General features: G+C 71.4%; 24 protein-coding genes and 1 pseudogene. 15 read left to right on the top strand and 10 right to left on the bottom strand.

The features are described 5' to 3' along the window. The first annotated feature begins 23 nt into the window (after window positions 1-23). The gene (locus ACFYT4_RS25325; protein WP_389273302.1) at window positions 24-830 is read left to right on the top strand and encodes an aminoglycoside phosphotransferase; all 807 of its coding nucleotides are present in this window, start codon (window positions 24-26) and stop codon (window positions 828-830) included. Window positions 831-1192: 362 nt separating this feature from the next. Then, window positions 1193-1636 (top strand): NUDIX domain-containing protein, encoded by a 444-nt coding sequence (locus ACFYT4_RS25320; RefSeq protein ID WP_389273300.1) that lies wholly within the window; start codon window positions 1193-1195, stop codon window positions 1634-1636. 121 nt (window positions 1637-1757) lie between these two features. Here ACFYT4_RS25320 and ACFYT4_RS25315 read toward each other — a convergent pair whose 3' ends face one another. From ACFYT4_RS25315 to ACFYT4_RS25305, 3 genes are all read right to left on the bottom strand, one after another. Continuing rightward, window positions 1758-1973 (bottom strand): DUF397 domain-containing protein, encoded by a 216-nt coding sequence (locus ACFYT4_RS25315; RefSeq protein WP_389273297.1) that lies wholly within the window; start codon window positions 1971-1973, stop codon window positions 1758-1760. Between the two features lie 267 nt (window positions 1974-2240). Beyond that, window positions 2241-2456 (bottom strand): DUF397 domain-containing protein, encoded by a 216-nt coding sequence (locus ACFYT4_RS25310; RefSeq protein WP_389273294.1) that lies wholly within the window; start codon window positions 2454-2456, stop codon window positions 2241-2243. Then, on the bottom strand, window positions 2453-3292 hold the full coding sequence (locus tag ACFYT4_RS25305; protein WP_389273291.1) for a helix-turn-helix domain-containing protein: 840 nt from the start codon (window positions 3290-3292) through the stop codon (window positions 2453-2455). The genes ACFYT4_RS25310 and ACFYT4_RS25305 overlap by 4 nt, the downstream gene beginning before the upstream one ends. Before the next feature lie 103 nt (window positions 3293-3395). On the opposite strand from ACFYT4_RS25305, the gene ACFYT4_RS25300 reads away from it, so the two are divergent. The 6 genes from ACFYT4_RS25300 to ACFYT4_RS25275 all read left to right on the top strand — a co-directional run bounded on the left by ACFYT4_RS25300 (window position 3396) and on the right by ACFYT4_RS25275 (window position 7079). After that, window positions 3396-3626, top strand: coding sequence for a hypothetical protein (locus ACFYT4_RS25300; protein WP_389273288.1), 231 nt, complete (start codon window positions 3396-3398; stop codon window positions 3624-3626). Next, window positions 3623-3910, top strand: coding sequence for a hypothetical protein (locus ACFYT4_RS25295; protein WP_389273285.1), 288 nt, complete (start codon window positions 3623-3625; stop codon window positions 3908-3910). Before ACFYT4_RS25300 ends, ACFYT4_RS25295 begins: the two co-directional genes overlap by 4 nt. Continuing rightward, window positions 3907-4401, top strand: a complete 495-nt coding sequence (locus ACFYT4_RS25290; RefSeq protein WP_389273282.1) for a hypothetical protein — start codon at window positions 3907-3909, stop codon at window positions 4399-4401. The genes ACFYT4_RS25295 and ACFYT4_RS25290 overlap by 4 nt, the downstream gene beginning before the upstream one ends. A gap of 185 nt (window positions 4402-4586) precedes the next feature. Further along, a complete protein-coding gene (locus ACFYT4_RS25285; RefSeq protein ID WP_389273279.1) occupies window positions 4587-5453 on the top strand; it encodes a radical SAM/SPASM domain-containing protein in 867 nt (288 codons plus the stop codon). 2 nt (window positions 5454-5455) lie between these two features. Beyond that, window positions 5456-6601 carry a methyltransferase domain-containing protein gene (locus ACFYT4_RS25280; protein ID WP_389273482.1) on the top strand — a complete coding sequence of 382 codons (1146 nt, stop codon included), beginning with the start codon at window positions 5456-5458 and terminating at the stop codon, window positions 6599-6601. Between the two features lie 94 nt (window positions 6602-6695). After that, entirely contained in the window at window positions 6696-7079 is a 384-nt protein-coding gene (locus ACFYT4_RS25275; RefSeq protein ID WP_389273276.1) for a hypothetical protein, read from the top strand. 348 nt (window positions 7080-7427) lie between these two features. Here ACFYT4_RS25275 and ACFYT4_RS25270 read toward each other — a convergent pair whose 3' ends face one another. Both ACFYT4_RS25270 and ACFYT4_RS25265 read right to left on the bottom strand, forming a co-directional pair. After that, a complete protein-coding gene (locus ACFYT4_RS25270) occupies window positions 7428-8303 on the bottom strand; it encodes an ABC transporter permease (RefSeq protein WP_389273273.1) in 876 nt (291 codons plus the stop codon). Further along, window positions 8300-9334 carry an ATP-binding cassette domain-containing protein gene (locus tag ACFYT4_RS25265; RefSeq protein WP_389273270.1) on the bottom strand — a complete coding sequence of 345 codons (1035 nt, stop codon included), beginning with the start codon at window positions 9332-9334 and terminating at the stop codon, window positions 8300-8302. The genes ACFYT4_RS25270 and ACFYT4_RS25265 overlap by 4 nt, the downstream gene beginning before the upstream one ends. A 74-nt stretch (window positions 9335-9408) precedes the next feature. Here ACFYT4_RS25265 and ACFYT4_RS25260 point away from each other — a divergent pair, with 74 nt between their 5' ends. Then, window positions 9409-10233 carry a TetR/AcrR family transcriptional regulator C-terminal domain-containing protein gene (locus tag ACFYT4_RS25260; protein ID WP_389273267.1) on the top strand — a complete coding sequence of 275 codons (825 nt, stop codon included), beginning with the start codon at window positions 9409-9411 and terminating at the stop codon, window positions 10231-10233. A gap of 359 nt (window positions 10234-10592) precedes the next feature. Here the strand turns inward: ACFYT4_RS25260 and ACFYT4_RS25255 are convergent, their stop codons facing one another. Beyond that, a complete protein-coding gene (locus ACFYT4_RS25255) occupies window positions 10593-11564 on the bottom strand; it encodes a WD40 repeat domain-containing protein (protein ID WP_389273264.1) in 972 nt (323 codons plus the stop codon). A gap of 964 nt (window positions 11565-12528) precedes the next feature. Here ACFYT4_RS25255 and ACFYT4_RS25250 point away from each other — a divergent pair. The 5 genes from ACFYT4_RS25250 (at window position 12529) to ACFYT4_RS25230 (ending at window position 17929) form a co-directional block, all read left to right on the top strand. Beyond that, window positions 12529-13218 carry a GDSL-type esterase/lipase family protein gene (locus tag ACFYT4_RS25250; RefSeq protein ID WP_389273261.1) on the top strand — a complete coding sequence of 230 codons (690 nt, stop codon included), beginning with the start codon at window positions 12529-12531 and terminating at the stop codon, window positions 13216-13218. Between the two features lie 137 nt (window positions 13219-13355). Then, window positions 13356-13703, top strand: coding sequence for a hypothetical protein (locus tag ACFYT4_RS25245; RefSeq protein WP_389273258.1), 348 nt, complete (start codon window positions 13356-13358; stop codon window positions 13701-13703). Between the two features lie 779 nt (window positions 13704-14482). Continuing rightward, complete coding sequence (locus ACFYT4_RS25240) at window positions 14483-14626, top strand: hypothetical protein (RefSeq protein WP_389273255.1); 144 nt, start codon at window positions 14483-14485, stop codon at window positions 14624-14626. Window positions 14627-14901: 275 nt separating this feature from the next. After that, entirely contained in the window at window positions 14902-15201 is a 300-nt protein-coding gene (locus ACFYT4_RS25235; protein WP_389273252.1) for a trypco2 family protein, read from the top strand. Between the two features lie 31 nt (window positions 15202-15232). After that, on the top strand, window positions 15233-17929 hold the full coding sequence (locus tag ACFYT4_RS25230) for a tetratricopeptide repeat protein (RefSeq protein WP_389273249.1): 2697 nt from the start codon (window positions 15233-15235) through the stop codon (window positions 17927-17929). 197 nt (window positions 17930-18126) lie between these two features. Here ACFYT4_RS25230 and ACFYT4_RS25225 read toward each other — a convergent pair whose 3' ends face one another. Beyond that, window positions 18127-19731, bottom strand: coding sequence for a DUF6056 family protein (locus ACFYT4_RS25225; RefSeq protein WP_389273246.1), 1605 nt, complete (start codon window positions 19729-19731; stop codon window positions 18127-18129). Between the two features lies 1 nt (window position 19732). Continuing rightward, entirely contained in the window at window positions 19733-20722 is a 990-nt protein-coding gene (locus ACFYT4_RS25220; protein ID WP_389273243.1) for a glycosyltransferase family 2 protein, read from the bottom strand. 516 nt (window positions 20723-21238) lie between these two features. Between ACFYT4_RS25220 and ACFYT4_RS25215 the strand changes: the two are divergent. Then, window positions 21239-21355, top strand: a pseudogene (locus tag ACFYT4_RS25215) (aldo/keto reductase); the annotation flags it as partial. 173 nt (window positions 21356-21528) lie between these two features. On the opposite strand, the gene ACFYT4_RS25210 reads toward ACFYT4_RS25215, so the two are convergent. Next, complete coding sequence (locus tag ACFYT4_RS25210) at window positions 21529-22518, bottom strand: aldo/keto reductase (protein ID WP_389273240.1); 990 nt, start codon at window positions 22516-22518, stop codon at window positions 21529-21531. Between the two features lie 542 nt (window positions 22519-23060). Continuing rightward, window positions 23061-24230: an RCC1 domain-containing protein gene (locus ACFYT4_RS25205; protein WP_389273237.1), complete on the bottom strand. Its 1170-nt coding sequence runs from the start codon at window positions 24228-24230 to the stop codon at window positions 23061-23063. Between the last annotated feature and the right edge of the window lie 118 nt (window positions 24231-24348).

Raw genomic sequence — 24348 nt, 5'->3', positions numbered from 1 at the left:
GTGGTGTGGAAGTGTGTGGAGTCGTGGCAACCAACCGAATCGCCTTCGAAGAACTCCCCTCGACGGTGCTCGCTCAAGTCGAAGCGCGCACCGGACCACTCCGGAAGATCGAACCGGCGAAGGCGGGGTTCAACAGTGAGGTCGCTGCCCGCGTCTTCACAGAAACCGGGAGCATCTATGTGAAGGGGCTCCGCACCGATCACCCCCGGGTCTGGACCCAACGGCGAGAGGCTGAGGTGAACCCGTTCCTTCGCGGAGTCGCCCCGGCTCTCCGATGGCGGATCGAAGTCGAGGAGTGGGATCTTCTGGGCTTCCAAGCCATCGACGGGCACCACGCGGACTACTCGCCCGATTCGTCTGACCTGCCGAAGGTCGCCGACCTTCTCGTCCGCCTGGGCGAAGTCGCGTGCCCGGCCATCGAGCTTCGACGGGCGGACCAGCGCCTTGAACGCTACGCGGCGAAACCGGCAGACCTGTCCCACTTCGCCGGGGACTCCTTGCTTCACACGGACCTGAACAACGCCAACGTCCTCGTGGAGGAGACAGCACTCCTTGTGGACTGGGCGTGGGCGACACGCGGCGCCGCCTGGCTGGACCCCGGCTACTGGGTGATCTGGCTCATGGCGGCCGGAGGTCACACCGCCGAATCGGCAGAGCGCTGGGCGGGAGAGGTGCCGTCATGGCGGAGCGCGCCCTCCGAAGGTGTGAACGCATTCGCCGTGGCCAACGCCAACCTGTGGAAAGAAATCGGCGGTGCCGACCCGGACCCGTGGACCGCTCGCATGGTCACTGCCTCAGCCCGCTGGGCCGCCCACCGAACGGGACCCTGAACACCATTGCGCCCCGCCCCGGACACCTGCGCCGCGGGTCCGATGACGAGCTGCGGAACAGCAGCCCTTGCCACTGGTAGCGGCCGACTGTCGAGAGACTGCCATCGGGACACTTCCAGTCTGTGGATCGGGTGGTTGCCGACGTGAGGTGGCCCCCGCGCCCTGCCCGAACACGCCTGAACGTAGCCTCCTGGACCGCGCATGGCGATGCCCTGGGTGAGGCAGAGGCCCCGCCCGCTCCGAAGGATTGGGGTCGGCGGAGCTGTCTGTTGTTGTGTCTGTTCGCTGAGCGAGGCCGAGACACTCCCTCGCATCTCGGTACCGTCAGCGCACCCACGACACCCGACAACCTCCTGGGAACCATGAACCCGCATCCCGCACAGCCCGTCATCGACACCCACGTCATCCTCCGCGACGGCGACAGGCTCCTCCTCTCCCGGCGCGGCGGACCCTACGGCTACGGACGCTGGCACATGCCCTCCGGCAAGCTCGACCAGGGCGAGCCACTGAGCGTCGGCGCTGCGCGCGAACTGCTCGAAGAGACCGGCGTCTCCGTCGAGCCGGACCATCTGCGCATGGTGCACGTCGTACATCACCGCCAGAGCGCCACCGTCGAACGGATCGGCTTCTTCTTCGAGGCCACCGAATGGAGCGGGGAACCCGTCAACCGCGAGCCGTCGAAGTGCCTCGGACTGGAATGGTTCAGCGTCCATGAGCTGCCCGAGGACATCATCGAGTACCCGAAACTCGGGCTCCTCGGCTATCTGAAGGACTCCCGTGCCCTGACCGAACACGCCTGGATTTAGCTCGCGGACCACGCATGGCGATGCCTGGGTGACGTAAGAAGCCCCGCCGCTCCGAAGAAGCTGGAGTCGGCGGGGCGCTCTGTCGTTGTGCCGGATTGCCGAGCGAACTGGTCCCGGAGGATCAGACAGCGCCGAACTCACCCGCCTTGACCCCTGCCACGAAGGACACGAAGGCGGGGGTGGGCACGGCAAGGGAGGGGCCGCTCGGGTTCTTGGAGTCACGCACCGGGACTACGCCGTGGGCAGCGGCGTATCGGGGTGCCCATTCGACACACGTGCCGCCGTTGTTGCTATAGGAGGACTTGACCCAGTGGAGAGCGGGGGTTGCGGTGGTCACGGGGTGCCCTTTCCGATCTGTTCGCTCGTCGAGCGAGCGGGCCGGGGACAGCGTTCCTACCTGTAGCTGATGGTAGGCGGTATGCATGGCCCCGCCGAGTCGCTTTCCAGCCTGTGGCTCAGGCAGCTGCCGTTGCGGGGCGGGCTCTCGGGCCGGTAGCGCAATTGGCCTGGGTGGCAAGGAGAAGCCCCGCCACTCCGAAGAAGCTGGAGTCGACGGGGCTCTCTATAGGTGTGCCGGTTTCCCGAGCGAACTGATCCTGAAGGATCAGACAGCGCCCAACTCACCGGACTTGACCCCCGCTATGAACGACTCGAACGCGGGGGTCGGTACGGCGAGGACGGGACCGTCCGAGGTCTTGGAGTCACGAACGGGGACCATGCCGAGGGTGGCGGCGAAGTTGGCGGCAACCTCCACGCAAGCGCCGCCGTTGTCGCTGTAGGAGGACTTGAACCAACGCGGGGACGGAGAATCGGTCGTCACGGGGTGCCCTTTCGTAACTGGTTGATCAAGTCGACAGACGCGGCTTGGGAGAGTGCGTGCGCCTGTAGTTGATGGTAGGCCCCCAGTATGGGCAGCACGAAGGTGCTGTCCCGTTCCAGATGGCCCCGATGGGCCGACTCGGCGTAGGACATGAGTGATCGGTCGGACATGGTCAGGATGTAGAGCGGCAGGTTGAACGGGCGGCGCTCCCCCATGCCGAAGTCCGCGACCTGAAGCACGGTGTTCGGCAGCTCGGCGAACTCGACCAACCGCTGCAACTGTGCGTCCATGACGGCAGGTTCACCAATGGGTCTGCGGATGCAGCTCTCATCCAGTACGGCCAGGATCATGGGCGGGTGCGTGCGCCGGAGTGCGGCTTGTCTCTCGGCGACGACCGCGACCCTCTCGTGCGCCTGGTCTCCGGTGATCGTCCCCCATTTGACGGCGCTGTCTGCCAGCACGGAGGCGTACTCCGGCGTCTGGAGCAGACCGGGCACAATGCCCACTTCGTACAACCGGACTTCGGCTGCCCGGCCTTCGTTCACCACGTACTCGGGGAATCCCTCCAGCAACGAACCGCGCCGGATCTCGCGCCACGCCTGTTCGAAGGTGTCGGCTGTCCCTGTGAGGTCGAAGGCGGCGTCTGCACTACGCGAGAACCGCACAGTTGGGGGTTTGCGACCAGTTTCAACGGCTGAAATGTGCGTGCTGGAATACCCGATCCGCTCGGCAAGCTGATCTTGCGTCCAACCGAGCGCTTCCCGTGAGCTGCGTAGACGCGCCCCAAAAGCTGCTTCCGGGCTCTCCTCGGGGTTTAACTCCTTGCGGTTAACCAACGGATGCCCAACCTTTCCTTCGGCTCTGACATGTTGAAGGACTCTCGACTCTAGGCCACTCTGAGCCACCTTGGTAGCGAAACGGCTACGGAGAGGGGTCGCCGTGCCTGATGACGAACTGGCTGTCGGGTCTGTTGTGTACGACACCGTGACCGGGGTCCTGGGAGTGGTCATGGAGGTCTACGGGACGCGTTGCGCGCTGCGTCCGCCGCGGGGAGGGCGGGAGTGGGACGCGTTTCGGGAGGAGGTCCGGCCCGCCACGGTCGCCGACACTCTCTCGCCGGCCGTCGCCGAGCGGAACGCCAACAGCGGCCGGTGGGGAGCTGTCACATGAGGACGACCCGCCTGTTCCGGCATCTGGTGTGGACGCTGACGCATGTGGAGTCCGAGGGCGTCCGCGCGCACATCGAGTGCGTCTCCGGAACCCCGCCGTGCGGAGCGGAGCCCGAGCCCGACGACACCGGGCAGGGGCTCACCGTGGGCGACGGCGAGGCGTGGGCCGAGTACCACTTCCGCCGTACCGGCCACCGCCGTTACGCACGGACCGTCTGCGACACCGTGCAGTGGGACCCGCCCGCCGAGACCGACCCGCGCACCCTTCCCGGTGTGACCACATGACCCGGCCACCCGTCCCGGCCGGGTCCCCGCCGTGCAGCACCTACCGGGCCGAGGTCACCGCCGAAGGCATCGTCGGCGGCACCGGACAGCGCGCCCGGATGATCCTCGGCTCCTTCGCCAGCCCCTATCCGGGCCGGGTCCTCCGCTGGATGCGGGACCAGGCGTTACGGCTCGCGGACGGTCTCGACCCGGACCCCGCCACCAGCCCCATCCACCCCCGCGCGCTCACCCCGGTCCCGTACCCCCTCACCGGCCTGTTCGGCGACGCACCCGCGCACCTCCGCGCCTGGGCCCTGAAAGACGGACTCCGTAACCAGGCACGCCGGCAACTCGCCGCAGGCACACCCCTCTTGATCGTCACCACCGATCACACCGGCTGGTACGCGCTCACCGCCTGGCCGGTCCCCAACCCCGCCCCCTGCCCTTGTCGGATCACGCTTCCCCAAGCGATCACCGGCAGGGGGCGGACCCAACACACGTCCTGCTGCTAGCCGAGGGACTGCGGCCGGACGGGCGGCGGCGGAGTCGGGACTCGAACCTCCGCCCTCGGTGCGGACCCGGTCCACCGGACTCCCGGAAAACCGCCTGAGATTGGACCACCCCTGTGTGACGGCAGGGGGCAACCCCCGATCCCGCCCCATCCGGGCCGGATCAATCGAGAGAACAGGGAAAGGTCATGACCGCTTTAGCCGAACGGCCGATCGTCGGCATCCAGACGTTGGAACTGGAGATCACGGGAAAGTGCCAACTCACCTGTACACACTGCCTGTCGGAGTCCAGCCCGCAGGCATCGCACGGCACGATGACTCCAGCCGACTGGCGACGTGTCATCACGGATGCCGCCGCGCTGGGCATTCCCCGTGTGCAGCTCATCGGCGGGGAGCCGACCGTTCACCCCCAATGGCGCGACCTCACCGACCACGCGCTTTCGACGGGACTGGAAGTACAGGTCTACTCCAACCTGTTCCATGTGGCGAGCGCCTGGTGGGCGACGTTCGAGCGGGACGGCGTGACGTTGGCGACCAGCTACTACAGCGATGACCCGGCCGAGCACGACAAGATCACAGGCAGGGACGGGTCGTACCTCCGCACCCGCGCCAACATCGAAGAAGCCTTGCGTCGCGGCATCGCGCTGTACGTCGGAATCGTGGACATCCTGCCGGACCAACGCGTCGCCGAAGCCGGCGCCGAACTGGCCTTCCTGGGCGTGACGCATATCAACACGGACCGGGTGCGCGCCGTGGGCCGGGCGATGCCGCCGGGGCATTCACCGACGCTGGACGAGATGTGCGGCAGATGCACCCGTGGACGTGCCGCCGTCCTCCCGAACGGGGATCTCGCCGGGTGCGTACTCTCGCGCGATTTCCCAGCGGGGAACGTCCTGAAGGACCGACTCCGCGATCTGCTCGGCGGGAAAGCCTGGGCCGACCTGTCCGCGAGCATCCCGCCATCCCGTAGCGCGTGCACTCCGCACGACTCTTCGGACTGCGACCCCGCCAACACGGAAGCCTGCCTGCCGAAGTTCCCCAAGATCGGAGCGTGACCATGGAATGGGAACGACACGCGGAACGGCTCGCCGACCAGGTGACGGACCCCGACTCCCGGTGGCTCGCGCCGGTGGCGGGTGTGCCCCGTCATCACATGGTGCCTCGGTGGTGGGAACGGAGCGCCGGGAACGGATGGACCCTGAGGGACGGTGCCTCCGACCCCGAAGCGTGGCTGAACGCCGCCTACTCCGACCGGTCGCTGATCACCCGAGTCGGCGCCCTGCATGCCGACCACGCCGAGCCCGATGACCGGCCCGAGGGAAACCCCACATCGTCGGCGACCCTGCCCAGCCTGGTCGTCTCGATGCTGCGACACGGCCGGCTCGGGGCGGGGCTGGACGTGCTCGACCTCGGGACCGGGGCCGGGGGGCTCACCGCGTACGCCAGTGCGCGGCTCGGGGCGCAGCACGTCACGAGCTTGGACGTGGACCCGTATCTGACCGGCGCGGCAGCCGAACGGCTCGCGCGGCTCGGACTGACTCCGCGCTTTCTCGTACGGGACGCCACCCAGGAGGTCCCGGGGTCGTACGACCGGATCGTCGCCACGGTCGGGATGCCGCCGGGGCCGGGGCTCCGGCCGCTGCTCGGCGCGCTCCGCGAGGGCGGACGGCTCGTCACCACACTGGCCCGGACCTCCATGATTCTCACCGGGTGGATGCAGGCGAGTGGTGATGTGGTCGGGAGGATCGAAAAAGACCGGGCCGGGTTCATGCTCACCCGGTCCGGCGACGACTACCCGCCCGCGCTCGCCGAACTGTTCGCGCTCGCACGGGAGTCGGACGGGGACGAGCCCGGCACCGGCCGCTATCCGGTGGTGGACGTGTCGGCCGCGTGGGAAGTCCGTTCCATGCTGGAAGTCACGACACCGGGCGTCGAACTCGACTACGGGACCAGTGGGCGCACACGCACGGCGTATCTGGTCCATCCGGACGGGTCTTGGGCACGCGCGACCGGAGAGTGGGCCGACCCGCCCACCGTCCACCAGGGCGGCCCGCAGCGCCTGTGGGACACGGTGGACCGCATCCGGACCTGGATGCTCGCCGAGGGCGGACTGCCGCTGTACGGCGCACAGGCACGCGTCTCACCGGACGGGGTCGTTCATCTGGCCCGTGGCCGGTGGGAAGCCGCCATGGGCGGCATGTGAGAGCCCCGAAGAGACAACGAGAACGCCCCGAGGGACCGGGCCTAATCGGTTCCTCGGGGCTCGCCGAACCAGCTTCGAAGGAGCTGACCGACGTATGCGTGATCGTATCGCCCGCGCCCTCATATGGGTGCTCGCACAACTGCCCCTGACCCGCCGGGCCCGGCCCGGACGGCACTCCGCCGAGCACTTCGCCGAGCACCTGGCCCGGCAGACCGCACCCGCACCCGCGCCCTTGTCCCTGGTCATCTGCGCGCCCCGTACTCCGGTACCCGTACACGTCCTCACCCGGACCGTGCCCGTCCCCAAGCCGCCCCGTGTTCCGCCCTACCTCCGGGGGTGGATCACCGCACAGGAAGCCGAGTGGGAGCAGCAGCGGCACCAACAGCGCCGGGTGTCCGCCGTGGCGGCGACCATGGGGTACGACGTGCCCTTCCCCTTCGACGGGTCCGACGTGGCCAGGGTGGGGATGTCCGCATGACACCCGACGCACTCACCGCAGAACCGTCCCCGGGGTTCCGTGCACCGTGCTGCGTCTGTGGAGAGTGGAGCCGGGCGGCGCTCCCCGTCCGCTACGCCCCGCGCACCAGCGGCGCCCCCGTAACCCTCCACGCCTGTCCCCCGCATGCCGAAGGGTTGACGCCCGCCATCGAGCCCGGAGAGCTGGGGCAGGACGCGTACGCCGCAGGGAGCGGGAAGGGGAGCTGGTCATCGGCAGACCCCCGGGGCGCTCCGGGCAGAGCCCGGTGACCCGGGGTTCTCAGGGGTCCCCGGGAATCACCGAGGGCCCGAGGTTCGGAGAACCTCGGGCCCCTCGCCGTGGGGCAGCTCACCGGCTCAGCTTCTGGAAGCGGCGGACCGCCAGAGGGAGGAAGATCGCCGTCACGATCAGGGGCCAGACCACCGCCATCAGGATCGCGTTCTCCTGGATCCAGCTGCCGTCGCTCGCGACCGGGTTCCCGAAGAGTTCACGGGTCGCGGAAGCCGTCGACGAGATCGGGTTCCAGGACGCGACCGCACCCAGCCAGTCCGGCATCGTGGACGGCGGCACGAAGATGCTGGAGATCATCGTGAGCGGGAAGACCACCGCGTACAGCCCGCCCGCCGCCTCCGGGTTCGGGACCATGAGGCCCACCCAGACGCCGACCCAGATCAGGCTGAACCGGAGCAGGAGCAGCAGGGCGAAGGCACTGACCGTGGCCAGGAAACCGCCGTCCACGCGCCAGCCGGTGACGAACGCGGTCGCCGCGAGGATCGTGAGTTCCGCCACCGCGACGATCAGATCGGTCACGCCCCGGCCCGAGACCACCGCGGAGGGCGCCATCGGCATCGAGCGGAAGCGGTCGATCACGCCCTTCGTGGAGTCGTAGACCACGGTGATCGCCGTGTTCATGAAGCCGAAGGCCATCGTCATCACGAACATGCCCGGCATCAGGAAGTCGCGGTAGTTGCCGCCACCCGGCGGCTTCATCGCGCCGCCGAACACATACGCGTACAGCAGCACCGAGATGATCGGGAAGCCCAGCTGCCAGACGATGTTGACCGGCTGGCGCTGGTAGTGGGTCAGGCCCCGGCGGACGACGTTCCACGAGTCCATGACCGCCCAGTAGGCGCGGCGCTCCCCGCCCGTGCCCTCCGGGGACAGATCGACCCGGTCCGGGGCCGGGCCGCCGGCCTTCCGGGCGTCCACAGCGATATCGCTCATGCCGCGCTCTCCTCCTCGGTGTCCGTACGATGTCCGGTCAGGCGGAGGAAGACGTCGTCCAGGCTCGGCCTGCGCAGCCCGATGTCCTCCACCGCGACCCCCTGGTCCCGCAGGGCGCGGGCCACATCCGTGAGCGCGGCCACGCGATCCGTCACGGCCGCGTGGACCCGCCGCTCGGCCCGGTCCAGCTCGGGCACGGTCTCGGCGACACGGGCGACCGCGTTCCACGCCGCGTCCAGTCCGTCGTCGCCGGAGACCTGGACCTCGATACGGTCGCCGCCGACGGTGTTCTTCAGCCCGTCGGGCGTGTCGTCGGCGATCGCCCGGCCGTTGTCGATGACGGTGATGCGGGAGGCGAGCTTGTCGGCCTCCTCCAGGTACTGCGTGGTCAGCAGGACGGTGGTACCGCCCGCCACCAGCTCCCGCACCGCGTCCCACACCTCGCCGCGCCCGCGTGGGTCGAGACCGGTCGTCGGCTCGTCGAGGAAGAGCACATCGGGCGCGAGGATCATCGACGAGGCCAGGTCCAGGCGCCGGCGCATCCCGCCGCTGTAGCCGTCGACGCCCTTGTCGGCCGCTTCCACCAGGTCGAACTGCTCCAGCAGCTCGGTGGCGCGCCGTGCTGCCCGCCGTCCGCCGAGGTGGAAGAGACGGCCGAACATCTCCAGGTTCTGCCGTCCGGTCATGACCTCGTCGACAGCCGCGTACTGCCCGGTGAGTCCGATACGGCCGCGGACCCGGCGGGGGTCGCGGGCCACGTCGAACCCGGCGACCAGAGCATGCCCCGAGTCGTACCTGAGCAGGGTGGAGAGGACCCGCACGGCGGTGGTCTTGCCCGCGCCGTTGGGTCCGAGCAGACCGTGCACGGTGCCCCGGCGCACCGTGAGGTCGAAACCGTCGAGGGCGCGCTTCTCGCCGTACCGCTTCTCCAGCGCCTCGGCCCGCACGGCGTATTCGTTCACGATTCCTCCTGGGTGGGGTGTTCCCGCGCCGCTTTTAACTGAGTACGGTGTACCCATAGGAGAGTACACCGTACTCAGTTCTTGTCCAGTGAGTTCGGCACACGGAGATCACGAGGAATCCACGAGGAAATAAAGTGAGATACATGACGACCGAAACCAGCGGCAGCGGCGATGTCTCCCGCAGCCTGGAGCTCCTGTGGGGCACCGGCGAGCGCCCGAGCCGCGGGCCCAAGCCCGGCCTGACCCTCGACCGGATCGTGGCGGCGGCCGTCGAGGTCGCCGACGCGGAGGGCCTGGGCGCGGTCTCGATGCGGCGCCTGTCCACGGAGCTGGGTACCGGCACGATGAGCCTGTACCGCTACGTCCCCGGGAAGGCCGAGCTGCTCGATCTGATGCTGGACCGGGTCAGCGACCCCGGCCCCTGGGACCCGCCGTCACCCGGCGAGACGGTCGACTGGCGCGAGGCGGTGGACTCCCTCGCGCGCGGCTATCTGGAGCTGTACCGCGCCCACTCCTGGCTGCTGAAGGTCAACCAGACGAGAACCGTGCTGGGCCCCAGCACCCTGCGGAGCCTGGAGGCCGCGCTCACCGGCCTCCAGGACATGGGGCTGCGCGACGCCGAACTGCTCTCGGTGATCATCGCGACGCAGAGCTTCGTCTCGGGCATCGCCCGGATGGAGGCGGACTCGGCCGAGGCCATCGAGGAGACCGGGCTGGGTCACGAGGAGTTCTGGAAGGTCCAGGAGCCGTTCCTGGTCAAGGCCATGGACAGCGGGGAGTACCCGGTGATGGCGCAGTTGGACGACGACACCTTCAGCGAGGACTTCGACCACTTCGAGTTCGGCCTGCAACGGCTGAAGGACGGCCTGGAGGTCCTGGTCACGGCCCGCCGGACCGCCGCTCCGGGTGACCGGGGTGGTCCGGGTGACCGGGACGGCGGTACGGGTGACGGGCCGCGCTCCGGATGAGGTCGGACCGCGCTCAGGGTGAGGCCGGGCCGCGCCCCGGGTGACGCTGTCAGTCGCCCGGAACGGAGCCCGCGGCGGGCGGGGTGAGGCCGCGTCTCGGCGCTCGTGCCGGCGCCCTCCCGGATCTCCGGCCGGGTCCCGTCCCCGGTCTCGGTCACGGTGACACTGTCCGCCCGTGGCACCCTGGCGACGGGCAGCCTGGCGTGCGGATAGCGCCACTCGTCCCGCGCGGTGAACCCGGCGGCCACCGGACGTGGTGCCGATGCCGGTGCGGTGGCGGGCCCCGCCCGGTGCGGTGCCACTTGCCGCCGGTGCGGTCCCGGCAGCCCGGTGCGGTGGCGGGTCCCCGTACGGCGCCGTCACCCCCGCCGCAGCAGCCGCTTCACCCCGAGGACCAGCGCGATCGCGCCCACCAGCACGATGACCCCATAGGTGAAGCTGCTCCTCTCGCCGGTCTCCCCCGACGCCCCCGATGACGGGTTCCCGCCCTGGGAGGGCGATGTGCCGCCCCCGCCGCCGTTCTCGACGGAAACCCGCCGGACCTCGGAGCCCTCGCCCTCCGACCCGAACATCAGGGCCTTGCCGTCGGCGGTGTAGGTGACCGCCTCCGACTGCCCCTGCACGGGGGCCTTCACCCGGTAGTCGCCACCGAGACGGCCGTTCACCCATTGGTAGCCGCGCGCCGAGAAGTAGGAGCGCAGCACCAGCCGGGTCCCGTCGGGCGAGAACGCCCCGTCCGTCACCCACGGCACGTCACCGATCCGGCGGAACGTGTTCGTCGCGGTGGAGCTGAGCCGCGCCGGGCCCTCGTACAGCCCGCCGTTCTCCTCGTTCTTCGACGCGATGTAGACCCGGCCGGTTTTCGGGTGCACCATCAGCGCCTCGGCGTTGCGCGGCCCGTCCGCGTACTTCACCGTGTACTGGGTCGCCTGGACGCTCATGTCCCTGAGCACCTTCGGCTCGGGGAAGGTGTAGATCCAGACGTGGTTCCAGGTGCCGTCCTTGTTGTCGCCGATGTCACCGACGTAGACCTTGCCGTCGGGCCCGATCGAGATCGCCTCCATGTCCCTCGGCGTTCCCACCCCTTGCAGGGTCACGGTCGCGACGGTCTCCCCCGTCTTCGAGTCGACCGCGAACACCCGTGGTTCGTCCTGGTCGTTGTGCGTCCAGTAGATCCCCGGGTGCGTCCGGCTGGCCGCGAGCCCGCTGGACTCCGTGATCCTCGGGTCCTCGATGGTGAAGTCGGAGTCGGGCCCGGACGCGGCGGCGGGCCCCGCGGCGAGCAGCAGGAGGAGGGCGGCGGCACCGGTGACATACGGAAGCGAACGCATGGCCCAAGCCTGCCACTCCGGCCGGGGCCCGGCCGAACCCCACGACCGGCCGGGGCCCGACGCGCGGCCTTGTTTTTGTGGTTCGTTCTCCCCCGGAGTCCGTCCGGGGGGGACCCCCACCGGGCGCCTTTGGTGGGTGGTGGCGGTCGATCGTGCTCGACCGGGTAGGCCGTGGGACCGCACTCCGGACAGTGACCGACGCGCGCCTTTGTTTTGTGGCTCCCTCGCCTCCGGGGGCCTTTAGTGTGTGTCGACGGTCGATCGTGCTCGACCGGGTAGGCCGTGGGACCGTGGGCCGGACGGTGACCGACGCGCGCCTTTGTTTTGTGGCTCGTTCGCCTCCGGGGGCCTTTAGTGTGTGTCGACGGTCGATCGTGCTCGACCGCTCGTTCCTCGCGGCCTCCGCGCGTTCTCCCTTTCGACACCCACGGCCCCCTTCGGCTCACTCACCAGGCACAAGGCGTGAGGGGGACGGCGGAGGCAGCCACAACCCGGGTGGGAAGGGCGGAGGCGGCCGGAACCGGTGGGGACAGGCAGGCTCGACAGGTACGGCGCCCTTCGGCTCACTCACCAAGCACAAGGGGTGAACGAAAAGGGGCGGAGGTGGCCGGAAGCGGGGTGGGGCGGGCGGGCTCGCTCGCCAAGCACACGGCGTGAGGGGGCGGCGGAGGCGGCCGGAACCGGGGTGGCAAGGGCGGGGCGACAGTCACGGCGGCCGTCGGCTCACCCACCAGGCACAAGGGGCACAGAAGGTCAGGGGGAACACCGTTCGCAGGGTTCCGGGCCCCTCACCTCCCCCGCCCCGCCCGGCCCGGCCCCGCCCGGCCCGGCCCCGCTCGCCCGGCCCGGCGGACCGGGCGAGCGGTATCCGCGGGCCGGGCTCGGGCCACCAGGGCCGAACCGGCGGCGGCGCCTTGCGGGCCCGCGGCGAAGGCGCTCCGGGAGGTCCGCCATGATGGCCTCCATGCGTTTCCTGTTCGTCGGCGACAGCCAGACAGTCGGCCGCGCCGGCGACTACACCTGGCGCTACCGCATGTGGCAGCACCTGTGCTCGTCCTTCCCCGTCCCCTGCGAGATCGTCGGGCCCCGCAGCGGGCTGTACGACGCCGGGGCGGACGCCGCCGTCTCCACCGACTACGCGGATCCCGGATTCCCCGCCGCCGCGCGCCGGCATCTCGCGGGGTGGGGCGAGGGATGGCTGCACATGGCGCCGGTGATCCGGGAGACGGTCGCGGTCCACCGGCCCGATGTGCTGCTGGTGGCGCTGGGACTGATAGATCTCGGGTTCTACACGGACAGCGCCCGGACCGCCGGGAACGCGCGCCGGTTCATCGCCGGGGCGCGGGCCGGTGCGCCGGGGGTGCGGATGGTGCTGCTGCCGGTCGTGCCGAACGTCCGGGCGCGCACGGACGCGGCGTTCGCCGCGGAGTGCGACCGCTTCAACGAACTCCTCGCGAAGGCCGTCGCCGATCTCGACGAGCCGTCGTCGCCGATCCTGCTGGCGTCGCCCCCGGAGTCGTACGACCTCGACACGGACACCTACGACGGCACCCACCCCGGGCCGTCGGGTGAGCACAAGCTGGCGGCGGCGTTCGCGACGGCGATGCGTCAGGCGTGGGGGCTGGGCGGGCCGTACGAGGTGGTCCGCAGCTGAATATCCGCGGGCACGGATGCGGTGGGGGGGCGGGCACGGATGCGGTGGGGGGAGCGGGCGTACGGCGGCCCGAGCCCCCGGCGTCCTGAGTACCGCAGCTCATGCGGCCCGGCACCCACCGCGGTTCAGTGGTGTACATGACCGAGGACACCGCACCGGACACCCGTGACACAGGCGCCTGGTTCCCGCCGCTCGTGTCGACGCTGATCACCCTGCCGCTGGCCTATGTCGCCCTGATCGGCGTCGCGTTCTCGCCCATGTCCTGCAACACGTGCACCGGTGCCGAGCACGACCGGCTCTGGACCGCCATGCGGCTCTTCCTCGGCGGGCTGCTGGTCCCGCTGGGCCTGCTGATCGCGAGCTGGGTCCTGCCCTGGCGGGAGAGGAACATCGTCCGGCGGCGGACCATGTCGCTACTGGCGCCCACGGCCGTGGGGGTCCTCTATGTGCTGTTCGCGATGGCCGCGGCGCCTGTGACCGGCTGAACCAACTGGCCGGCCGCGCCGCCGCCTTCGGGGTCTCGACGGGCGGGAGGCCGGGTGCCCGGTTCGCGCCGGAGCGCCCCGGGCGGCGGATCCGGCGGCTGGTGTCGGCCCGGGGGCCGGAGGCTGCCGGGAGCCGTGCTCGCGCCGAGCGCGGGGCGCCCGCTCGCGGACGGGCCGACCCCGTACCGGCCTCGCCGTTGTCGGCGGCTTCTCCCGCTCGTACATGGTGCGCGCCGACGGCGGGCGTAGGAGCGGAACGTCGAACTGCGCTACCGCGCCACCCCGGCGGTGAGTACCCGTGCCGGGCCGCGGCGTCCGCGCCGAGGCGTCACATGGCGTACCACCGGCCGGTCGTGGCTCGATCCGCCGCCGCCGCGGCTTCCGGTGCCGCCGGTGACCGGGCAGGAGGGCCGGGCACCGGTCGGCATGTCGTACGCGACACCCGAAAGCCGCTCCGAGCTCGGTGTTCTCCCCGCTCCTGGCAGGCGCGCCGCCCCGGCGGTCCCCGGCTCGCGGCCGGTGGAGCCGGTGGGGGCGGGCCGCCGTCCGCGGCCGGCGGTGCGGTGGCGGTTCGGGCGGGAGGCGCTCTCCTTCCAGGTGGCCGATCCACCTATGCCCCGGAACTCTGGCGATCATGACATCGTCGCCCCCACACTCGTCGCGACCGTACGAACGGCACGGACCAGGCCGTACAGATCGTCGTACGGGTTGTGTACGGGGTGTCGTACGGGGGTCCCGGCCGAGGCCGGGCGGGAAACGGGGACGGGGGCGACAGCGGCATGTCCAACGGGCGCGATCCGTGGGTCCGGCAGCGCTGGGGCGGCCCCGATCCGCCCGAGATGGGTCCCTTCGGCGCCGCGATCGCGATCATCTGCGTCGTCGTCCTGATCTTCAAGATCGCGAGCCACTTCGCCGGGCGCTGACGCCCGTGAGGCCCGGACAACGGGTGGGCGGGACACCCGGGCCGTGCTGCGGGTGGGCCGGGGCTCCCGTAAACCGGACACCGACGGCCGGGCTCCCGGTGGTCGAACACCGACCGCCGGGCCACGGCCCGCCCGGCTCCGGGCTCCCGGCCCCCGACCGCCGGCACCGGTCGCCACCCGTCCCGGGGGTTCCTCGCCGTTCCCACTGCGCGCGGGCGCGTCTGCCGCAAGACTGGGCTTCTGCGCCCGCGGGGAGCGGGCCGGGAGGGGGAACGGTGAAACTGGGACTGGCGGAGAGCATCGCGGCACTGCGCGGTGAGCTGACCGAGGCCGTCGCGGCGGCCGACGACGCCGGCATCCGGTTCGAGGTCGGTGAGATCGAGCTGGAGTTCCACGTCGGTGTGACCCGGCAGACGGGCGGCCGGGCCGGACTGCGGTTCTGGGTGGTGGAGATGGGCGGCGAGGGCTCGTACGCGCGGGAGCAGGTGCAGCGGATCACGCTCACGCTCCTGCCGCCCCGCGACGGGCGCGGAGACACCGTCAAGGTCCGCCAGGAGAGCGCCCGCAAGCCCTGACCGGCGGCGGAGGAGGCTGGGGGGGCGTCGAGTGAACTACGCGGGGCGCGCCGTCGAGGTGCTGCGCAGACGCGGGCGGGCGAGCGGGTCGCGGTGCGGCACGTGGACGGTCGGCTCGGGATATCTGGTGGGCGGGCGGTACGTCCTGACGGCCGCGCACAATGTGACCACGGGTTCCGCCGTGGACGAGGTGGTGCTCGTCCGCTGTCTCGACCGTCGCGAGTACCCGGCCGGGGTGCTGGCCGCGGGCCCGCCGGAAGGTCCCGATCTCGCCGTGCTCGCCGTCGTGGACGGACAGTTCCCGGAGGCCGTGCCGACGGTGGCCTTCGCGCGCGTGGACCGCGAGGGCGCCGTACCGCTGACGGACTGCTGGGCGATCGGCTACCCGGGCTTCAACGCGCATCCCGCCGAGTCCCCGGACCTGCCCCCGCTGCGGGACAGCGTCCAGGTGGACGGGGTGGTGCCGCCGGGCTCCCATCTGCGCCGCGGACTCCTCCAGCTGCTGACCGCGGCGGCCCCGTCCGCGCTGTCCGGGACAGCCTCCCAGTGGCAGGGCATGTCGGGGGCGGTCGTCTTCGCACGGGACCCGGCGCGCGGCCCGCTGGCCGTGGGCGTGGTCTCCGAGCACCACCGCCCGGAGGGGGACTCGTCGCTGACCGTCGTCCCGGTGACCGCTCTCGGCGCGCTGGACGGCGGGCCGGGCAGCGGCTGGTGGCGGCGGCTCGGCCTCGGCGCCTGGGTCACCCTGCCCCCGCCCGCCGCGCGCGTCCCGACCGGGCCGCTCGAACTCGGCAGGCCCAGTGCCCACTTCACCGACCGCGAACGGGAGGCCGCCGACGTCACCGCGATGCTCACCCGCGATCTGGCCGACACCGTGCCGGTGGTGGTGCTGTACGGGATGGGCGGGGTGGGCAAGACGGCGCTCGCCCGCCAGGTCGGCCACCGGCTCGGCACGGTGTTCCCGTACGCCCGCGTGCTGGTAGAGCTCGGCGGCGGCCCGGTGCCCGAGGTGTCCACGGACGGCGCGGTCGTCCAGCTCCTCGGCCGCCTCGGTGTCCGGCCCGACGCCATGCCGCGCGAACCGGAGGAGCGGCTGCGCGAGCTGCGGCGCAGACTGCGGCAGGGGCCCTGCCTGGTCGTCATCGACAACGCCTCCGGCCCCCGCCAGGTGGAGGCGCTGCTGCCCGACGCGCCGGGCAGCGCGGCGATCGTGACGAGCCGTTCGGCGCTGACGGCGATCGAGGGGGCCGACCGGGTCCCGCTCGATCCGCTGCCGGACGAGGAGGGGGTCCGTCTGTTCGAGCGGATCGTGGGCATCCGGACCCTGCCCGGCGACCGGGAGGCCGGCCGGACGATCGTGACGCTGGTGGGCGGGCTTCCGCTGGCCATCCGGGTCACGGCGGCGGCCGCCGCCTCCCCGGCGATGCGGCGTCGACCGCTGGCCGTCCTGGCTGAGAGGCTGGCGGACGACAGACAGCGGCTGCTCGGCATGCGGAGCGGGGACATCGGTTTGCGCAGCAGTTTCGATCTGAGCTACCGGCTCCTGCGGGAGGAGACCCGGGGGCTGTTCCGCTGCCTCGGGCTGCTGCCCGGGATCGACTTCGTCCCCGAGGTCGCCGCCCTCGCCGCCGGACTGCCCGTCGGCGAGGTGGAGCGGCTGCTCACCGAACTCGCCGAGCGCCAGCTCGTCGAGGTGGGGGGCGAGGCGGTCGCCCGCTACCAGCTCCACGACACGGTACGGATCTACGCCAGGGAGCGCGCCGAGCGGGAGGACCCGGCGCCGGGCCGCAGGGACGCGTTCCGCCGGGCCCTCCAGTGGTACGAGACCTCCCTCGCGGCCCTGATGTCCCGGCCGGGCGCGCAGGAGCGTCCGCCCGCCGACGCGCTCGCCTGGTACGCCGACGAGCACCTCAATGTGCAGGCCGGACTGCGTTCCGCCCGAGACCTCGGCGAATGGGACCTGGTGGCGGGGATCGCCGGGCCCCTGTACGGACTGCTCTCGTACCGGGGGCGCTGGGAGGATCTGGAGGCCACCAAGGCGTGGGCCGTCGAGGCCGCGCGTGAGCTGGACGACGAGTCCGCCGAACTGGGTTCCCTCATCCATCTCGCCGAGGCCCGCCGGCTGACCGGCCGTACCGAGGGCATCCCCGGGCTGTACGAACGCGCCCTGGAGATCACCCGTTCGCTCGGGGACGACGGCCGCCGGGGCTGGGTCCTCACGCACTACGGGGATCTCGAATGCCGGCTCGGCCGCCCGGAGGAGGGCCTGCGGCGGTACGCGGAGGCCGCCGCGATCTACGACGCGCAGGACGACGACGAAGCCCGGATCTGGCTCTCCGCCCATGTCTCCGACGCCCAGCTCCAGTCGGGCCGCCCGGAGGAGGCCGCCCGTACCCAGGAGGCCGCGCTGCGGCTGAGCCGGGAGCGGGACGACCCCGCCGAAGTGGCCTGGTGCGCCTGGCATCTGGCGCTCTGCTACGACGCCGCCGGACGTTACGAGGACGCCGAGGGCGCCCTGGCGGAGGCCATCGCCTTCCACCGGGCGGAGCACGACCGGGGCGGCCTGGCGACGGTGCTCACCGCGCTGGCCCGGGTCCACACCCACGCGGGCCGGCCGGACCCGGCGCGGACGGCGCTGCGGGAGGCGCTGGAACTGGTGCGGAGCATCGACGCGCCCGGGAGGGTGGCGGAGATCCAGGCGGAGCTGACGGCTCTGGAGGAGAGCTGAGAGCTGAGGGGCGGCCCGGCGAACGGTTCCGCCCGCTCGACGGGTTCACGGCGCGGGCCGCCCGGAGGCCGGTGCGGCGACGGGAGGGAACGCTCGCTCCCCTCCCGTCGTACGCCTCACAGCCCCACGGCCGCCGCCGGCACTCGGTCACAGCGGCCGCCGGCATCACAGCGGCACCCGGTCACAGCGGCACCCGGTCACGGCGGCGGCGCGTAGGTCACCTCGTCCAGCCGGTAGTACTCGGCGACGCACTGCGCGGGCCACACCTTCCGCCCGTTCGCGCCGAACGGCTCCAGCATCCGGCCGACCTTCGTCGGTGTGTACGGCAGGACCTTCTCGCCCCGGGCGGCGCCTTCGCGGAGGAAGGCGTCCTGACGGTCCCACTTCTGGGCGCGTACCCGCATGTCCTGCTCCAGTTCGAGCAGCGGGACGGTGAGCCCGACGACGGCGGCGGCACACAGGGCGGCGGCGCCCACGGCGGCCAGCCGGACGACGGCCGCCCCGCCCGGCCACCCGGCGCCCGGCCGCGTACCACTGGGGCTCGCCGCGACCGGACTCCCGCCGGTCGCGCCCGTCCCGCCGGTCGCGCACCGCCGCAGCCGCAGCCATCGGCCGAGGAAGGCTCCCGCGGCCACCAGCAGCAGCACATACATCAGCAGATAGTCGTTCCAGGTGCGTTCCGTGGTCACGACCGCGTCGCCGAAGACGGGGTAGGTGATGACCGTGCACAGATAGCCGGAGACGAGGAACGCGACCGCGCCCAGCGACAGGAGCACCGGCGGGTGCGCGGGACGCAGCACGCGGCCGCGGTCCGCCGCTCCCCGCGCCAGGAGCCCGAGCAGCACACCCGCGGCCACGGCACCGGCGTACTGCCAGGTGGTCAGGACCGTCTCCAGGATGCGCCCGTAGGCGCGCAGCGAACCCGTCAGGGACTCGGGGGCGAGCATGGACACGCTCTCGGCGTCGTAGCGGACCCGGCGGTTGCGCGAACCGGGGGACGTCACCAGCAGGATCGTGCCGACGCCGATACCGGCCATGCCCGCGAGGGACCAGATCCGCGCGAAGCGGCGCACCCGCTCGGCGAAGATCACCCGCGCGCAGAGCACCGTGCCGCCGAGCACCACGAGGGCGACGACCGACGTCTCCTCGGAGAGCGTGCCCATGAAGACGCCGGCGACGGCGACGGTCGCCAGCGCCGCGACACGGCCCCGCCGGCCCCGCGCCCGCATCAGCGGAATCGCGGCGGCGGCGGCGAGCACCGGCGCGAGGGTGTGGGAGACCGAGGCGGCGGGCCAGTAGAACGTCTTGTACGTGTTGGGCGTGGCGAACAGGAACACCGCGGCGATCACCGACGCGACGAGCAGCGGCACACCGCGCGGGACCCGCTGCCCTGCCCGGCGCAGCAGGGCCGCGGTCACCGCCCACAGCAGCGCCAGCATCAGCACACCGCTGACCGGGCCGTACCACTGGTGGCCGCCCACGGGGAACTCGGCGTAGGCGCCGACGAGGAGGCCGTTGGCGAGCCGGCCGTTGTCGGTGAGGTAGAAGGTGCCGACGAGGCCCCAGATGCCGTCCTCCCTGACCTGCGGCAGGAAGCACCACTCGTCCGCGCTGGGCCGCACGTGCCGGCCCGCCCAGGCGGCCCCGGCGAGCAGCCCGAGCGGCAGGAGGGCGAGGGCGAACGGCCAGAGGGAGAGCGGGGGGCCGGACCACCGGCCCCGCGGGCCCGGCGCGTTCCCGGCGGGACCGGGTTCGGCGCCGCCGGGCGGGCGGGTGGGGGTGTTCGACATGTCGAGGCTCATGTCACCGCCGCCCTTCGTGCGGGCCGGTCACGGCGGAGAGCACGGACAGGTCGGAAGCGGCGGGCGCGGCGGACTGGTCGGTCTCCCGGATCACATAGTGGGGCCTGTGCTTCGACTCGTGGTAGATGCGTCCCACGTACTCCCCGATCACCCCGAGCGTCGCGATCTGGATGCCGCCGAGGCCGACCATGGCGGTGATCAGGGTGGCGTAACCGGGGGTGTCGACGCCGTTCGCGAGGACGTTCGCGATGATCCAGAAGGCGTACGCGAGTGCCGACAGCACCAGCCACAGTCCGGTGTGGATCGCGAGGCGCAGGGGGCGGCTGTTGAAGGAGAGCAGCCCGTCGATGCCGTAGTTGAGGAGCCGGCGCCCGCCCCACTTGGACTGGCCGGCCGCGCGCCGCACGTTCTCGTAACTGAAGCTGACGGTGTCGAACCCGATCCAGGAGAACAGGCCCTTGGAGAACCGGTTGCTCTCCGGCAGGGTGAGCAGCGCGTCGACCGCGCGCCGGGACAGCAGCCGGAAGTCTCCCGCGCCGTCGACGACTTCGACGTCCATGAAGCGGCGCACCAGCCGGTAGTACGCCTGGCTGAGCGCGGTGCGCACCATGCCCTCGCCGGTGCGGTCGCGCTGTGCGACGACCTGGTCGTATCCATGGCGGTGCAGTTCCAGCATCCGGGGGATCAGCGCCGGCGGGTGCTGGAGGTCGGCGTCCATGAGTACGACCGCGTCGCCGCGGGACATGCGCAGCCCCGCGAGCATCGCGGACTCCTTGCCGAAGTTGCGGCTGAAGGAGGTGTAGCGCGCGCGGAGGTCGCCGTCGGAGAGCTTCTTCAGAAGGTCGCGGGTGCCGTCGCCGCTGCCGTCGTCGACGTAGCAGATCTCGAAACTCTCACCGGTCGGATCGAGCGCCGCGAGCAGTTCGCTGTGGAAGGTCTCGATCACCTCGCTCTCGTTGAAGCACGGCACGACGACGGAGATCTGTGGCATCGCTGCTTCCTGGCTGCGTATGAAGGTCGTGTGATGGTGACTGCGTCCCGGCACACCGTCGCACGCCGGGGAGAGCAGGCCCCCCGTGACGCGACCGGGACCAGGGTCAGAGGTCCGGGCATGTGCGTCAACCACCACGGCCCTGTGCGCGCCGCGGAGTAAAGAGGATGCCACTTTGTCACTCTTCTGTTCGACAGGGGCTCCAAAAGGCCCCGTCCACCGGCTTTTTGCGCGCCCTTCCCTCCTGTGCGGGACCGGTCCGAGGGGGAGTGCGGCCGGAGGCGTCACCGAGCGTGTGAAGAGGCGGGGGCCTGATGAACGGCGTTGTCCCCCACGGCAGTTCACCCGTGGCGGGCATCGTCCCGGCGCGGCGGCGCGGGTCCGCCCGAATGGCGGAAACCGAACCGTCCGTGGACGGCCGCCCGCAGCCGGGCCGTCACTCCGGACGGCGCGCGCGGCTGACGCCGGGGCACACCCTTGCTTCGAGCGCCCCTCCAAGGCGTTGGCCGGACCTTCATGGAGTACACGCAGCTCGGACGCACCGGACTCAAGGTCAGCCGACTCGTCCTCGGGACGATGAACTTCGCGCCTCACACCGACGAGGCCGACAGCCGGCCCAGCCGGCAGTCAGCGGGTCCGGCAGTCACACGGTCATGGGCGCCGCGCTCGGGGCGGCCGTCACCCGCTTCCCGGTCACCACCGAGTCCTTCCCCCTGTCGGGCGGGCACGGTGATGCCCCCTCGAACGAGAAGTGGCCGCCGCCCGGGACGAAGGGACGACGGCCACCACACGTAACGGCTGCCCTCTCACCAGGCGAAGGCCTCCGGGGACGGTCCCGGCCCCGGGAAGATCTCGTCCAGGGCCGTCAGCAGCTCGTCGCCCAGCTCCAGCTCCAGGGCGCGCAGGGCGCTCTCCAGCTGCTCGGCCGTACGGGGCCCGACGATCGGGCCGGTCACCCCGGGCCGGGTCAGCAGCCATGCCAGCGCCGTCTCACCGGGCTCCAGGCCGTGCTTGTCCACGAGGTCCTCGTACGCCTGGACCTGCGCCCGTACGGAGGTGCTGGCCAGCGCGTTCGCCGACCGCCCCGAGGCACGGCGGCCGCCCTCGGCCTCCTTCTTGATCACACCTCCCAGCAGGCCCCCGTTCAGCGGGGACCACGGGATCACCCCGAGCCCGTACTCCTGGGCCGCCGGGACGATCTCCATCTCCGCGCGCCGCTCGGCGAGATTGTAGAGACACTGCTCGCTGACCAGCCCGACCATGCCCCGCCGGGCGGCGGTCTCGTTCGCCTGGGCGATCTTGTAGCCGGGGAAGTTGGACGAGCCCGCGTAGAGGATCTTCCCCTGCTGGATGAGCACGTCCACGGCCTGCCAGATCTCCTCGAAGGGAGTCCGGCGGTCGATGTGGTGGAACTGGTAGAGGTCGATGTGGTCGGTCCGGAGCCGCTGGAGGCTGGCCTCGACGGCCCGGCGGATGTTCAGGGCGGACAGCCGGTCGTGGTTGGGCCAGGGCTGCCCGTCCCCGGCCATGTTCCCGTACACCTTGGTGGCCAGGACCACCTTGTCGCGGCGGCCGCCGCCCCGGGCGAACCAGGTTCCGATGATCTCCTCGGTACGGCCCTTGTTCTCACCCCACCCGTACACATTGGCCGTATCGAAGAAATTCAGTCCCGCGTCCAGCGCGGCGTCCATGATGGCGTGGCTGTCGGCTTCGTCGGTCTGCGGTCCGAAGTTCATGGTCCCGAGGACCAGCCTGCCGACCTTGAGTCCCGTGCGTCCGAGCTGCGTGTACTTCATGAGACCTCAGCCAACGCCTTCGAGCCTGCTCAAGGCAAGGGTCCCGCCCGGTGCTTCACCCTGGCCGCGCCCGCGCCCTACCACTGCCCCCGCGGGAGCCGCCGGCGCTCCGGGCGGGGGCGGCACCCGGCGGGCCGCGGTGCTCCGGGCGGGGCGGTCGGCGGGGCCGCGGTGCTCCGGCCCTCCGGCCCGGCACCTCCGTCGTCCGCCGTAGCCGTGCGCCGTGGCCTGTGCGCCGTGCCTTGGTGCGCCGCGGTGCGGTGCACGGCCGGGGACACGGCGGCCGGGGCGGCTACTGACCGGCCACGGCCGCCACGGCGATGATCGCGAACATCAGCACAAGCACACCGGCCATGATCCGGTTCCTGGTCTTGGTCTTCACACAACGAGGTTATGCCATGCCTCTCCGATCATCCGACCGCCCGGCCCGGTACCACCGGTCGTGACGATCCGGCGGATGAGCCCGGAACGGAATGCGGGGCGGGCTCCGTTCTCCGTGGCCGGAGACCGTACGCCCGCCCCGCATGGTTGATGCGCGCGCGTCAGCCCGCGAGGCTGAATTCGCCGCCGCCCGCGATCAGCGAGACGCTGCTGAGGCTGTTCACCGGGGTGGCGAGGGTGCTCCGGTTGGTGGCCGTGCCGTCGCCGAGCTGGCCGTTGTTGTTGTAGCCGACCGTGCTCACCTTGCCGTCCCGGTCGAGGACCAGGGTGTGGTAGCCGCCGGCGGAGATGGCGCGGATGTTGGTCGCGCCGTCCAGGGTGATGGCGGTGGTGCGGTTGGTGGTGGTGCCGTCGCCGAGCTGGCCCTGCGCGTTGTAGCCCCAGTTCTTCACGGTGCCGTCCGAGAGACGGGCGACGCTGTGGTAGACGCCGGCGCTGATCTCCCGGGCGGTGGCGATGTTGTCGGCCTTGACCGCGGTGAGGCGCTGGGTGACGGTGTTGTCGCCGAGCTGGCCTTCGGAGTTACGGCCCCAGGACCAGACCGTGCCGTCGGCCAGGCGGGCGAGGCTGTGGGCATAGCCACCCGAGACGCTGCGGACGCTGGCGAGGCCCGTCGCGGTGACCGGGGTGGTGCGGGTGGTCACGGTGCCGTCGCCGAGCTGACCGTTGCCGTTGGATCCCCAGGTCTTGACGGTGCCGTCGGAGAGCACGGCGATGCTGTGGAAGGCTCCGGCGGCGATGGCCTCCACATTGGTCAGGCCGGCGACGGTGACCGGGGTGGTGCGGGTGGCGGTGGTGTTGTCGCCGAGCTGACCCGAGGTGTTGAGCCCCCAGGCACGTACCGTGCCGTCGGCGAGCAGCGCGAGGCTGTGCTGCTGACCTGCGGCGACGGCGACCACGCCGCGGAGCCCTGTGACGGTGGACGCCTGCTCCTGGGCCGAGGTGCTCCCGATGCCGAGCTGGCCCTCGGCGTTGCGGCCCCAGCTCTCCACCGTCCCGTTGGAGAGCAGCGAGAGGCTGTGGTAGTACCCGGCGGCCAGGCTGTCGATGTCGCTGCCCGTAGCCCCGGGAATGGTCACGGGCTTGTACTTCGCGGTGGTGAGGGTACCGCCGAGCTGGTAGTTGTCGTTGGCGCCCCAGCCCTTGATCCGGCCCTCTTGGGCCGTGGCGGTGGCGGCGGGCATCGCCCAGGCGGCGAAAGCCGTCACAGCCGCGAGCAGACCCGAGACGACGGCGGCACCACGCCGCCGTCGGAGGGGAAGAGAATACATATCGGTCCTTTGAATGATCATGTGGGACAGCTGGTCAGAGAGGTCTGACCTGTCGCGCACGGAGAATCGGACCTGCTCAGCTCTATCGCTCCCGGCTCCGAATCACGGTGCGCACAGC

It is taken from the genome of Streptomyces sp. NPDC004609, assembly GCF_042873655.1.
Lineage (GTDB): Bacteria > Actinomycetota > Actinomycetes > Streptomycetales > Streptomycetaceae > Streptomyces.
The sequence above is the reverse complement of the archived record's forward strand: the minus strand, read 5'-3'. Positions and strand labels throughout refer to the sequence as shown.